The organism is Rothia nasimurium (genome assembly GCF_004569295.1).
Classification (GTDB): Bacteria; Actinomycetota; Actinomycetes; order Actinomycetales; family Micrococcaceae; genus Rothia; species Rothia nasimurium_B.
This window is the reverse complement of sequence record NZ_SPQC01000013.1, coordinates 1-13,034: the sequence shown is the minus strand read 5'-3', so window position 1 is coordinate 13,034 and position 13,034 is coordinate 1. Positions and strand designations below refer to the sequence as shown.

11 protein-coding genes are annotated in these 13,034 nt (G+C 61.0%); 10 read left to right on the top strand and 1 reads right to left on the bottom strand.

The genetic code is table 11. From position 1 onward, the window contains the following. Positions 1-83: 83 nt before the first annotated feature. The 10 genes from uvrA (at position 84) to secG (ending at position 12,729) form a co-directional block, all read left to right on the top strand. A complete protein-coding gene (uvrA, locus tag E4U03_RS04845) occupies positions 84-2,957 on the top strand; it encodes an excinuclease ABC subunit UvrA (protein ID WP_135012024.1) in 2,874 nt (957 codons plus the stop codon). 122 nt (positions 2,958-3,079) lie between these two features. Next, positions 3,080-3,766 (top strand): lysophospholipid acyltransferase family protein, encoded by a 687-nt coding sequence (locus E4U03_RS04840; RefSeq protein WP_135012022.1) that lies wholly within the window; start codon positions 3,080-3,082, stop codon positions 3,764-3,766. A gap of 65 nt (positions 3,767-3,831) precedes the next feature. Continuing rightward, positions 3,832-5,820, top strand: a complete 1,989-nt coding sequence (uvrC, locus tag E4U03_RS04835) for an excinuclease ABC subunit UvrC (RefSeq protein WP_135012020.1) — start codon at positions 3,832-3,834, stop codon at positions 5,818-5,820. 48 nt (positions 5,821-5,868) lie between these two features. Next, entirely contained in the window at positions 5,869-6,759 is an 891-nt protein-coding gene (gene rapZ / locus E4U03_RS04830; protein ID WP_194210384.1) for an RNase adapter RapZ, read from the top strand. Beyond that, on the top strand, positions 6,759-7,781 hold the full coding sequence (locus E4U03_RS04825) for a gluconeogenesis factor YvcK family protein (RefSeq protein ID WP_416220613.1): 1,023 nt from the start codon (positions 6,759-6,761) through the stop codon (positions 7,779-7,781). Before rapZ ends, E4U03_RS04825 begins: the two co-directional genes overlap by 1 nt. Before the next feature lie 63 nt (positions 7,782-7,844). Continuing rightward, entirely contained in the window at positions 7,845-8,825 is a 981-nt protein-coding gene (gene whiA / locus E4U03_RS04820) for a DNA-binding protein WhiA (RefSeq protein WP_135012016.1), read from the top strand. A gap of 302 nt (positions 8,826-9,127) precedes the next feature. Continuing rightward, positions 9,128-10,132 (top strand): type I glyceraldehyde-3-phosphate dehydrogenase, encoded by a 1,005-nt coding sequence (gene gap, locus E4U03_RS04815; protein ID WP_135012014.1) that lies wholly within the window; start codon positions 9,128-9,130, stop codon positions 10,130-10,132. A 150-nt stretch (positions 10,133-10,282) separates the two neighbouring features. Further along, the gene (locus E4U03_RS04810; RefSeq protein WP_135012012.1) at positions 10,283-11,506 is read left to right on the top strand and encodes a phosphoglycerate kinase; all 1,224 of its coding nucleotides are present in this window, start codon (positions 10,283-10,285) and stop codon (positions 11,504-11,506) included. Positions 11,507-11,619: 113 nt separating this feature from the next. After that, positions 11,620-12,396, top strand: coding sequence for a triose-phosphate isomerase (tpiA, locus tag E4U03_RS04805; protein WP_135012010.1), 777 nt, complete (start codon positions 11,620-11,622; stop codon positions 12,394-12,396). Between the two features lie 75 nt (positions 12,397-12,471). Continuing rightward, entirely contained in the window at positions 12,472-12,729 is a 258-nt protein-coding gene (secG, locus tag E4U03_RS04800) for a preprotein translocase subunit SecG (protein WP_135012009.1), read from the top strand. A 71-nt stretch (positions 12,730-12,800) separates the two neighbouring features. On the opposite strand, the gene E4U03_RS04795 is transcribed toward secG, so the two are convergent. Further along, a partial coding sequence (locus E4U03_RS04795; protein WP_194210383.1) for a 6-phosphogluconolactonase occupies positions 12,801-13,034 on the bottom strand: 234 nt, incomplete at its 5' end.

The window sequence follows — 13,034 nt, the reverse complement described above, 5'->3', positions numbered from 1 at the left end:
AAACCGGGAGGGGCAGACGCTTTCATCGCTCACGCAAACCCTATAGAATATATCTTCGAAACAATCTCTTAGATAGGTGACTCATGGCAGGCTCAGCCACACAACCCACCGGCAACGACCTCACCCATATCCGTGTGCAGGGCGCCCGCGAAAACAACCTCAAAAACGTCGACCTCGACATCCCCCGCGACGCCATGGTCGTCTTCACCGGCCTCTCCGGGTCGGGCAAATCCTCCCTCGCCTTCGATACCATCTTCGCCGAGGGCCAGCGCCGCTACGTCGAATCCCTCTCCTCCTACGCCCGCATGTTCCTGGGCCAGGTCGACAAACCCGACGTCGACTTCATTGAGGGTCTCTCACCGGCCGTCTCTATCGACCAGAAATCTACCTCTAAGAACCCGCGCTCTACCGTCGGCACCATCACCGAAATCTACGACTACATGCGCCTGCTCTGGGCGCGCGTAGGCCACCCCCACTGCCCCGAATGCGGCGAGGAAATCTCCAAGCAGTCCCCCCAACAAATCGTTGATACCCTCATGGACTACCCTGAGAAAACCCGCCTTCAGGTGCTCGCCCCCGTCGTCTCAGCCCGCAAGGGCGAGTTCGTCGACCTCTTCAAAGAACTCTCCACCGCCGGCTACGCCCGCGCCCGCGTGGATGGCGAGGTCATCCAGCTCACCGACCCGCCCAAACTCGAAAAGCAGTACAAGCACACCATCGAGGTCGTCGTTGACCGCATCGCCATCAAGGAGAGCGTCCACCAGCGCCTGACCGACTCCGTCGAAACCGCGCTGGAGCTCGCCGACGGAAAGGTGCTCATCGACTTCGTGGACGAGGACGCCGACGCCCCGGGTCGCACCCGCTCTTTCAACGAAAACCTGGCCTGCCCTAACAGCCACCCCCTGGCTGTTACCGAGGTAGAACCCCGCGCCTTCTCCTTCAACTCGCCTTTCGGCGCCTGCGCCGCCTGCGACGGCATCGGCTCCACCCTTGAAGTAGACACCGACCTGATCGTGCCCAACCCCGACCTCTCCCTGGCCGAGGGAGCGGTCGCCCCCTGGGCCACCGGCAAGGCAACCAGCGAATACTGGCTACGCCTCCTCGCCGGTCTCGCCGACGAACTCAACTTCGACCTCGCCACCCCCTTTAAAGACCTTCCCGCCAAGGTCAAAAAAGCTATTCTGAACGGCAAGGACTACAAGGTTACCGTCGCCTACAAAAACCGCTTCGGCCGCGAACGCCGCTACACCTCCGGCTTCGAGGGCGCCAGCGCCTACATCAAACGCAAGTACGAAGAAACCGAATCAGACTGGTCAAAAGACCGCTACGAACAGTACATGCGTAAGGTCGCCTGCACCTCCTGCAAGGGCGCCCGCCTCAACCCCACCATCCTGGCCGTCACCGTCGGCGGCAAGTCCATCGCCGACGTCACCGACATGCCCATGCGCGAAGCCCTCACCTTTATGCGCTCGCTGACCCTGAGTGAGCGCGAGGCTAAGATTGCTGAGCTGGTGCTCAAAGAAATTGATGCCCGCCTGCAGTTCCTGCTCGATGTGGGCCTGGACTACCTGAACCTGGCCCGATCAGCGGGCACCCTCTCGGGCGGTGAGGCCCAGCGTATCCGCCTGGCAACCCAGATTGGCTCCGGCCTGGTGGGCGTGCTCTACGTGCTGGACGAGCCCTCCATTGGCCTGCACCAGCGCGATAACCGCCGCCTGATTGAAACCCTTACCAAGCTGCGCGACATGGGTAATACCCTAATCGTGGTGGAGCACGACGAAGACACCATGAAAGAAGCCGACTGGATCGTGGACGTTGGCCCCGGCGCTGGCGAGCACGGCGGCCAGATCGTGCACTCGGGTACCTTTGCCGAGCTCCTTGAGAATAAAAACTCCGTGACCGGTGACTACATGGCCGGACGCCGCGCTATCACGGTGCCCGCCACCCGCCGTCCGGTTGACCCCAAGCGCACCATCAAGGTCATTGGGGCCCGCGAAAACAACCTCAAGAACGTGGACATCGAGTTCCCCCTGGGCGTGCTCACCGCCGTCACCGGCGTCTCCGGTTCAGGCAAGTCCACCCTGGTTAACGATATTCTCTACACCTCCCTGGCAAATAAGCTCAACGGGGCCAAGCAGGTGCCGGGCCGTCACAAGACCATTACCGGCCTGGACCACCTCGACAAGATTATCCACGTGGACCAGTCACCCATCGGCCGCACCCCGCGTTCTAACCCGGCGACCTATACCGGCGTCTTCGACCACATCCGCAAGCTCTTTGCAGAAACTACCGAAGCCAAGATGCGCGGCTACCAGCCCGGTCGCTTCTCCTTCAACGTCAAGGGCGGACGCTGCGAAGCCTGCTCGGGTGATGGCACCCTCAAGATTGAGATGAACTTCCTGCCCGACGTCTACGTGCCCTGTGAGGTCTGCAAGGGTAAGCGCTATAACCGCGAGATCCTCGAAGTGCACTACAAGGGCAAGACTATTGCCGATGTCCTTGACATGCCGGTCTCTGAAGCCGCCGAATTCTTCGCCGCCTTCACCAAGATTTCACGGTATCTCGACACCCTGGTGGACGTGGGCCTCGGCTATGTGCGTCTGGGCCAGTCAGCGACCACCCTCTCCGGCGGTGAAGCCCAGCGCGTCAAGCTGGCTACCGAGCTCCAAAAGCGCTCTAACGGCCGTTCCATCTACGTGCTCGATGAGCCCACCACCGGTCTGCACTTTGAAGATATCCGCAAGCTCCTTGGAGTGGTGCAGGGCCTGGTCGATAAAGGCAACACCGTCATTACCATCGAGCACAACCTGGATGTCATCAAGAGCGCCGACTGGCTCATCGACATGGGCCCTGAAGGTGGCGACGGCGGTGGCACCGTGCTGGCAACCGGTACCCCCGAGCAGCTGGCAACCGTTCCCGAATCTCACACCGGCCGCTTCCTAGCTGAGATGCTCTAGGGCAGCAGCACCCCGCCGGGGTATGCTAAATAGGTCAAAACAGCCCTAAAATTTCAAAAAGCATACCCCGGGTGGGGTGCCTGCCACGGTAGGCCCCGCCAGCTGTGCACCAAGGAGTTCTCATGTCCCTCAAATACAAGGCAACTCAAAAGACTGTCGAAGCCCTGCTCCGTACCGTCTTCCGCGCCCGCGTGACCGGCCTTGAGAACTTCCCCGCTGAGGGCCCCGTCATCGTGGCCTCCAACCACCTGGCCTTCCTTGACTCGGTGATTATCTCAGCCCTCATGCCCCGTCGAGTTGCCTTTCTCGCCAAGTCTGAGTACGTCAACTCACCGGGCCTCAAGGGCAAGGCCATGAAGACCCTTTTCCAGGTCATCGACATTATTCCGGTCAACCGCACCGACAAAAAAGAGTCCATGAAGGCCCTCGAAACCGCCCTCGACCGCCTCAATAAGGGCAAGGTCTTCGGCATCTATCCCGAGGGCACCCGCTCCCGCGACGGCTACCTCTATAAGGGAAAAATCGGGGTGGCCTGGCTGGCTCACATGACCGGGGCCACCGTAGTGCCTATCGGCCTGATTGGTACCGATAAGATTCAAAAGCCGGGCTCCAACATGGTCTACCCCCACCGTTTTACGGTGCGGGTGGGGGAGCCCATGACCTTCGAAAAACTGGGGGATCGGATGAGCGGCAAGCAGCGCCGCCAGACCACCGACCAGATTATGGACGCTATCGCCCAGCTCTCTGGCCAGCCCCGCAAAAACGAATACAACGTCTCACCGTCAGCAGAACGCGACGGGGGAATCTAGCCCAGCACCCAGCGCGGGCTAGAGGCTCCTATCGCCCCTGACCTAGCTCAAAGGACCTGATACACGTGGCCGATCCTGCCTCCTACCGCCCGGCGTCCGGCGAAATCCCCACCAACCCCGGGGTTTACCGCTTCCGCGACGAGGTGGGTCGTATTATCTACGTGGGCAAGGCCAAGAACCTGCGCAACCGCCTGAACTCCTATTTTGCCCGCGTAGATTCCCTGAGCCCCAAAACCTACGCTATGGTACACACGGCCGCCTCGGTGGAGTGGACCGTGGTGAGCAGCGAGCTCGAATCCCTGCAGCTAGAGTACACCTGGATTAAGGAATACAAGCCCCGTTTCAACATCGCCTTCCGCGATGATAAGTCCTACCCCTACCTGGCCGTCACCCTTAAAGACCGCTTCCCGCGCGCCCAGGTCATGCGCGGGGAAAAGAAGAAGGGTGTGCGCTATTTTGGCCCCTATTCCCAGGCCTGGGCTATCCGCGAAACCCTTGACGCCCTCTTGCGGGTCTTCCCGGTGCGCACCTGCTCAGCTGGCGTCTTTAACCGGGCCCAGGCGTCCGACCGGCCCTGCCTGCTGGGTTACATCGACAAGTGCGCTGCCCCCTGCGTGGGTAGGGTGAGCCGCGAAGACCACCAGAAAATCGCTGAGGACCTGTGCTCCTTCATGGCCGGGGGAGCCGAGAAGTTCATTGCCGAGCTGACCCGGCAGATGAAGGACGCCGCCGCCGACTTTGATTTTGAAAAGGCGGCCCGCCTGCGCGATGACATTGAAGCCTTAACCAAGGCCTTTGAACGCAACGCCGTGGTGCTGCCCGATTCGGTGAATGCCGACCTGTTCAACTTTGTCGAAGATGACCTAGAAGCTGCGGTGCAGGTGTTTTATGTGCGCGGCGGACGCATCCGCGGCCAGCGGGGCTGGATCGTTGAGAAGGTCGAAGACTCCACCCCTGAAGCCCTGGTCGACCACCTACTGGTTCAGGTCTACGGTGAGGCCGCTGTCGCCCTGGCCGCTGGGTCAACCGAGGAAGAAATCAACCACAACCTCAACGAGATACCCCGCCATATCAATGTGCCGGTCCTACCCGAAAACCATGAGAAGCTCGAAGAATGGCTCTCGGGTGTGCGCGGGGCCAAGGTGACCATTAGCGTGCCCCAGCGTGGTGACCGCGTTGAGCTGATGGCAACCGTTGCCGAGAACGCCAAGCAGGCCCTGGCCCTGCACAAGACCCGCCGGGCAGGGGACCTCACCACCCGCTCGGCCTCCCTGGTGGAGCTCCAAGAGACCCTGGAACTGCCCGAGGCCCTCATGCGGATCGAGTGCTACGACATCTCCCACGTGCAGAGCACTAATGTGGTGGCCTCCATGGTGGTCTTTGAGGACGGCCTGCCCAAGAAGAGCGACTACCGCAAGTTCTCCATTACCGGTGCCGCCGCCCGCGATGATACCGCTAGCATGTACGACGTCATCTACCGTCGTTTCCGCCGCTATCTCACCGACGAGGCCCCAGGGGCCCGGGTGCGGGCTTCCGGCCAAATCAGCGACGAGGACCTGCACACCAAGGAGCCGGCCAAGTTCGCCTACCCGCCCAACCTGGTCGTGGTAGATGGCGGCCAGCCCCAGGTTGCCGCCGCCACCCGGGCCCTCGAAGACCTGGGAATTATCGATATCTACGTGGTCGGTATCGCCAAGCGCCTCGAAGAGCTCTGGCTGCCGGGTGACGACTTCCCCGTCATTCTGCCCAGAACCTCTAACGCCCTGTACCTGATTCAGCGCATCCGCGATGAGGCCCACCGCTTCGCTATTACCTTCCACCGTTCCAAGCGGGGTAAAGAAATGGTCAAATCTGCCCTCGACACCGTACCCGGGCTGGGCCCTGCCAAACGCGAAGCCCTCATCAAGCACTTCGGCTCCCTTAAACAGCTTTCTGAAGCAAGCGTCGAAGAACTTCAAGAGATACCGGGCATTGGCCCCGCTATGGCCCAGAAAATACGGGAGCGCTTTGCGCCGGGGCCGGGGAATGAACCCGAGAGTGAAGCAGTGCACTAAGCTAGAAGTACCAACCGAATGATTCGTGGAAGCGAGAGACCCCCACCCATGTCACCCAACTCCAGCGAGCAGACCGTCAAGCCGCAAATTCTTGTGATCACCGGTATCTCGGGTGCCGGCCGATCCACCGCAGCCAACACCCTCGAAGACGAGGGCTGGTACGTGGTCGATAACATTCCGCCGCAGATGCTCGGCTCCCTGGCCCAGCTGGTCAAAGACTCACCGGGTAAACTCCCCAAAGTAGCTGTGGGTATCGATATTCGTGCCCGCCGCCAGCTGGCTGACCTGCCCGAGGCTATTAACAAGCTCCGCGCCTCTGATGTCGATTTTTCCATGCTTTTCATGGACGCCGCCGATAAGGACATTATCGCCCGCTACGAGGCCCAGCGCCGTCCCCACCCCCTGCAACAGGGTGGTCTTGTAGCTGAGGCAATTGCCGAAGAACGCCGTATTTTCGCTGGCTTGCAGGAGGAAGCCGACTACGTTATCGACACCTCTGGCATGAACATCCACCAGCTGGCAAAAAAGGTGCGCGAAACCTACGCCCCGGGTAAGGAACGCCTGGTCAACATCACCGTCATGAGCTTCGGCTTCAAGTACGGTACCCCCTCAGATGTGCACTACATGGCCGACATGCGTTTTATTCCTAACCCCCACTGGGTGCCCGGCCTGCGGGCCCAGACCGGGCAGGACGCCGGCGTCCGCGACTTTGTCTTCGCCCAGGACGGCACCGAAGAGTTCATCAGCAACTACATCGCTGCCCTGCAGCCCGTTATCGCGGGCTACCGCCGTGAGGGTAAGCTCTACGCCACCTTCGCCATCGGCTGCACCGGCGGTAAGCATCGTTCGGTGGCCGTGAGCGAAGAAATCGCCCGCCGCCTGAGCGAGATGGAAGACGTGAATATCTCCGTACACCACCGCGACATGGGGCGAGAATAATGTCTGAGGCAACTCGCATGAGCCGGTTCCCCGAAACCGGCCTACTGCCCGTCACCGCCCAAGGGCACGACCTACCCGTTCGCGTCACTGCCCTGGGCGGTGGGCACGGCCTCTACGGCTCCCTTTCTGCCCTCAAGCTCATCACCACCGCCCTCACCGCCGTGGTAACCGTGGCGGACGACGGGGGCTCCTCGGGTAAGCTCCGCGAAGAGCTGGACGTGCTGCCACCTGGCGATTTGCGCATGGCCCTTTCGGCCCTGTGCGACGACACCGACTGGGGGCGCACCTGGCGCGACGTTATGCAGCACCGCTTCACCTCCCGCAGCCCTGAACGTCCTACCGCCCTTGAAAACCATGCCCTGGGCAACCTGCTGATTGTCACCCTCTGGGAGCTGTTAGGCGACACTATCGCCGGGCTGGACTGGGCCGGGGCCCTGCTCAACGCCCGCGGACGCGTGCTCCCCATGGCTACTAGGCCCCTGGTGATCGAGGGCGATATCGTTACCACCAACGACCACGGGGTGACCTTCCGCGATACCGTCCAGGGCCAGGCCACCCTGGCCAAGGCAGGGCGTGTGGACAAGGTCCGCCTGCTACCTGAGAACACCGAAGCCTGCTCGGACGCCGTCCGCGCGGTACACGAGGCCGACTGGGTGGTCTTGGGGCCAGGTTCCTTCTATACCTCCCTACTCCCGCACCTGCTCCTGCCCGGCCTGCGCGACGCTATCCTCAACACCAGCGCCAAGATTTGCCTGGTGATGAACCTCGAACTTGACGGCAAAGAAACCCTCGGCATGAGTGCCGCAGACCACCTGCTCGTTTTGCGTGAATACGTTCCAGAAATTAGGGTTAATACAGTCATCGCTGATCCCGCCGCCGCAGGAGAAGGCACGACATTTGAAGATGTAGCAGCCCAGCTAGGGGCGAAGGTGCTCTGGGCTGATGTGGCAGAAGCTGACCAACCCGGCGTGCACGATCCCCTCAAACTAGCAGCTGCCTACAAGCACGTCTTTAAACACTAACGCCGACCACACACCGGCACCCCGCGCTTACGAGAGCAGACACAACTTTGGAGGAAGACCCGCATGGCCCTGACGGCATCGGTCAAAGAAGAGCTGGCACACTACGAAGCCACGCGCTCATCCGTGCGCAAAGCTGAGGTAGCCACAATCTTGCGCTTCACGAACGGTCTGCACCTCGTGCAAGGCAAAATCGTGGTCGAAGCTGAAGTTGACCTCGAAATCACCGCAGAACGCCTGCGCTATAACATTGCCGAAATGTACGGCCACGAGGCTTCCATTACCTCTATCTCGGGTGGCGGGCTGCGCCGGGGTGGGCGCTACGTTGTTCGTGTTGATCAGGGCGGCGAAGCGCTGGCCCGGCAGACCGGTTTGCTGGACGGACGCGGCCGCCCCGTCCGCGGTCTACCCCCTGCCGTGGTCAACGGTTCTTTGGCCGATGCTGAAGCTGTCATGCGCGGGGCCTTCCTGGCTCACGGTTCGCTGACCGAGCCCGGGCGTTCGTCCGCCCTGGAATTTACCTGCCCCGGCCCCGAGGCTGCCCTGGCCCTGGTCGGTGCCGCCCGCCGTCTCGACGTGATCGCCAAGGCCCGCGAAGTGCGCGGGGTGGACCGGGTGGTCGTGCGCGACGGTGAAACCATCTCCCTGCTGCTAGAGCGAATGGGCGCTGTTGACGCCCTCGACAACTGGCGGGAACGCCGCGCCCGTAAAGAGGTGCGAGCGACCGCCAACCGCCTGGCCAACTTCGACGATGCCAACCTGCGCCGGTCAGCCCAGGCCGCTGTGGCCGCCGGTGCCCGTGTTGAGCGGGCCCTAGAGATTCTGGGTGATAAGGTACCCGAGCACCTGCGCTACGCCGGTGAACTGCGTGTTGCCCACAAGCAGGCATCCCTTGACGAACTGGGGCGCCTGGCTGAACCTCCCATGACTAAAGATGCTATTGCCGGCCGTATCCGCCGCCTGATTGCTATGGCCGATAAGCGGGCAGCTGAACGCGGCATTCCCGGCACCGAAGCCGGTGTGAACGGCGTCAGCCACCTCAATTAGGATGTGTGGGTTTTTGTTGGTTTGCCCTTTACTGGGTGGTCTTGCTCATGCTCTCACCCGGCAAAACCCATATTTCCAGGTCAAAACGGGGGTCAAGCATCCATAAACGCACGCAAGTCCACTCAAAAAACCGACAGAAACACACCAAAACTCACATAAACAGGGTATGATGGTTAACGAACCGGACGAGAGCTCACCCGCTTGAGCTGAAGGAACCACGTTTTCCCAAGTTCGGCGATGAAACGCCAGAACCGGCGTCTCGTCCACCAACGTCACTAACTGTATCTAGGAGTTTGATTTCAGTGACTGTACGCGTAGCAATTAACGGCTTTGGCCGCATCGGTCGTACCTTCTTCCGCGCAGCTGCCCAGCACGGCGAAGGCTTCGAGATCGTTGCTATCAACGACCTGACCGACGTCAAGACCCTCGCACACCTGCTCAAGTACGACTCCATCATGGGTCGCTTCGACGGTGAAGTAGCTGTTTCCGAAAACGGACTGGTCGTCAACGGCAAGGAAATCAAGGTTCTGGCTGAGCGCAACCCCGCAGACCTGCCCTGGGCAGACCTCGGCGTAGACGTTGTTCTCGAATCCACCGGCTTCTTCACCGACGGTGAAAAGGCAAAGGCACACCTCGAAGCTGGCGCCAAGAAGGTTATCCTCTCTGCACCCGGCAAGAACATCGACGGCACCTTCGTCATGGGCGTCAACGACGACCAGTACGATTCAGCCACCATGAACATCGTTTCAAACGCATCCTGCACCACCAACTGCCTGGCACCCATGGCCAAGGTACTGAACGACAAGTTCGGTATCGAAAAGGGCCTGATGACCACCATCCACGCCTACACCGCTGACCAGCGCCTGCAGGACGCCCCCCACTCAGACCTGCGCCGTGCCCGCGCCGCAGCCCTGAACATGGTTCCCACCTCAACCGGTGCAGCAGCAGCTGTTGGCCTGGTTCTGCCCGAACTCAAGGGCAAGCTGGACGGCTTTGCAGTTCGCGTACCCACCCCCACCGGCTCCATCACCGACCTGACCTTCACCGCTTCACGTGAAGTTACCGTTGAAGAGGTCAACGCAGCCGTCAAGGAAGCAGCAGAGGGTCTCATGAAGGGCATCATCACCTACTCCGAGGAGCCCATCGTCTCCAAGGACATCGAAGGTGAGCCCGTCTCAACCGTCTTCGACGCACCCCTGACCAAGGTCATCGGTAACCAGGTCAAGGTTATCGCCTGGTACGACAACGAATACGGCTACGTTTCACGCCTGGTCATGTTCACCAACAAGGTAGTAGCAGCTCTCTAAGCTGTCATCCACCGGTCTTGAACAAGACAGCAATAAGATAGGGTTAGCGAATCGACGCGCACGCGCGCGGTTCGCTAACCCATCCCTTTATCCGGCCCCATACCGGGGCTAGCCACAACCAACTCTCACTGTATGGAGATGAAAAATCCCATGGCAAAGACTCTCGCAGAGCTCATCGACGGTGGCGTAGCAGGCCGCCGCGTTCTCGTCCGTTCCGACCTGAATGTACCCCTCAAGGACGGCGTCGTCACCGATGACGGCCGCGTCCGCGCCTCCCTGCCCGTACTCAAGAAGCTCACCGACGCCGGTGCCCGCGTCATCGTCACCGCCCACCTGGGCCGCCCCAAGGGCCAGGTAGACCCCCAGTACTCCATCAAGCCCGCCGCAGAGCGCCTGGCAGAACTGGCAGACTTCCCCGTCATCATCGCAACTGACCTGGTGGGCGAGGACGCCAAGGCCAAGGCCGAGGCACTGAAGGACGGCGAACTGCTCGTCGTTGAAAACGTACGCTACGACGCCCGCGAAACCTCCAAGGACGACGCCGAGCGCGCCGAATTCGCAGCAGAACTGGCAGCCCTGACCGGCGAGAACGGCGCCTACGTCAACGACGCCTTCGGTGCTGTGCACCGCAAGCACGCCTCGGTGTACGACATCGCCAAGGAACTGCCCGCCTACCTGGGCGACCTGGTCAAGACCGAAGTTGACGTCCTGCAGAAGGTCATCAAGAACCCCGACCGCCCCTTCGTCGTTGTCATGGGTGGCGCTAAGGTCTCAGACAAGCTGGCAGTTATCGACAACCTCATCGGCAAGGCAGACGCCCTGCTGATCGGTGGCGGCATGGGTTACACCTTCGCTAAGGCCATGGGCTACGAGGTCGGCCAGTCCCTGCTGGAAGAAGACCAGATCGAAAACTGCAAGCGCTACATGGAAGAAGCCCCTAAGAAGGGTACCGAACTCATCATCGCCTCAGACATCGTCTGGTCAGATGACTTCTCTAACGACGCTAACACCGAAATCCGCCCCATCGAAGACCTCACCGGCGGCAATCTGGGCGCCAAGGCAGAAGGTCTCGACATCGGCCCCGCAACCCGCGAACTCTTCGCCCAGAAGATCAAGGAAGCCAAGCTGGTCTTCTGGAACGGCCCCGTAGGCGTCTTCGAAATTGAAGCCTTCGCAGGCGGCACCAAGGCAGTAGCCGACACCCTCGTTGAGTCAGAGGCCTTCTCCATCATCGGTGGCGGCGACTCAGCATCAGCAGTGCGCAACCTGGGCTTCTCCGACGACCAGTTCGGCCACATCTCCACCGGCGGCGGCGCTTCCCTCGAATACATCGAAGGTAAGACCCTGCCCGGCCTCGAAGCACTCGGCGCCTAAAACAACACCAGGTGGCAGTAAGCCACCCGGCGGTTAACCCGCCAGCGGACAGGACGGGCGCACCCGCCGCGTCCTGCCCACCCACCTCAAGATTTCGCGAAAGGAACGAGCCCATGACTCGCAAGCCCCTCATCGCAGGCAACTGGAAGATGAACATGGACCACACCGAAGGTGTGACCCTGCTCCAGAAGCTGGCCTGGACCCTGGATGACACCAACTTCGACTACGATACCGCCGAAGTTGCCGTTTTCCCTCCCTTCACCGACATCCGCTCCGTACAGACCCTCGTTGACGGCGACAAGCTCAACATCGTCTACGGCGGCCAGGACCTCTCAGACCAGGACTCCGGCGCCTACACCGGCGACATCTCCGGCGTCTTCCTCAAGAAGCTCGGTGCTACCTACGTGCTGATCGGCCACTCAGAGCGCCGCACCATCCACGGCGAAACCGACGCCGTCTGCGCCGCTAAGGTACAGGCTGCCTACCGCAACGAGCTCACCCCCGTACTCTGCGTCGGTGAAGGCCTCGACAAGCGTGAAGCCGGCGAGCACGTCGACTTCACCCTGGACCAGCTACGCGGCTCCATCGAGGGTCTGACCGAAGAACAGGCTGAGACCCTGGTCGTAGCCTACGAGCCCGTCTGGGCTATCGGTACCGGCAAGGTTGCAACCGCAGCTGACGCCCAGGAAATGAGCAAGGCTATCCGCGAGGAACTGACCAAGCTCTACTCCGCAGAGGTCGCCGGTAAGGTCCGCGTACTCTACGGCGGCTCCGTCAAGGCAGCATCAGCCCCCGAGATCGTGGCCGAGGCAGACGTCGACGGCGTACTGGTGGGCGGCGCTTCCCTCGACGCCACCGAATTCGCTAACATCGCTCGTTACAAGGCCTAAAAAAATACCCTAACTAGGGGTATAGTAGATTGATGGCGCTTCGAAACGCCCTTCAACCCGACTGAAAGGTTCTGCGTGGAAACCCTCAAGATTATCCTGATGGTCCTAATCGCTATCGCGAGCATTCTTACCATCCTGCTGGTTCTGCTGAACCGCGGTAAGGGCGGCGGCCTTTCAGATATGTTCGGTGGTGGCATGACCACCTCGCTGAACTCTTCGGGCATGGCATCTAAAAACCTAATCCGTCTGACCGTCACAGTGATTCTGCTCTGGGTCTTTGCGATTATCGGTTACGCCCTGGTGCTGCGTTTCTCTGAAACCGCCGTTATCTAGGCTTTCATCAAAAATTCCCGCCCACCGGTTCACCGGTAGGCGGGAATTTTTTGTCTCTAAATACCTGAACTCTAGGAAGTCGAGCCGAGGGCGTCCTCGGTTGCCAGAATCAGGGTTTCGAGCAGGCCGCGAGCCCCAGCTGCCGGGGTCTGGGTGAGGATCTCGGCGGTTAGCTGGGTTTCCGGTAGAGCGGACGCCGCCCGCAGGCGGGCAGTTGCCTCGGCCTTGTCGCTACCGGCAACCAGGAACCAGATGCGCTCTGAGTAGTTGATAACCGGTAGGGTCAGGCTCACGCGGGTGGGCGG

What these genes read in the sequence shown, in the direction of transcription:
- whiA (WP_135012016.1), top strand. Translation starts at nt 7,845, where the DNA reads ATGGCCCTGACGGCATCGGTCAAAGAAGAGCTGGCACACTACGAAGCC.
- E4U03_RS04825 (WP_416220613.1), top strand. Translation starts at nt 6,759, where the DNA reads ATGTCTGAGGCAACTCGCATGAGCCGGTTCCCCGAAACCGGCCTACTG.
- tpiA (WP_135012010.1), top strand. Translation starts at nt 11,620, where the DNA reads ATGACTCGCAAGCCCCTCATCGCAGGCAACTGGAAGATGAACATGGAC.
- E4U03_RS04840 (WP_135012022.1), top strand. Translation starts at nt 3,080, where the DNA reads ATGTCCCTCAAATACAAGGCAACTCAAAAGACTGTCGAAGCCCTGCTC.
- E4U03_RS04810 (WP_135012012.1), top strand. Translation starts at nt 10,283, where the DNA reads ATGGCAAAGACTCTCGCAGAGCTCATCGACGGTGGCGTAGCAGGCCGC.
- rapZ (WP_194210384.1), top strand. Translation starts at nt 5,869, where the DNA reads ATGTCACCCAACTCCAGCGAGCAGACCGTCAAGCCGCAAATTCTTGTG.
- uvrA (WP_135012024.1), top strand. Translation starts at nt 84, where the DNA reads ATGGCAGGCTCAGCCACACAACCCACCGGCAACGACCTCACCCATATC.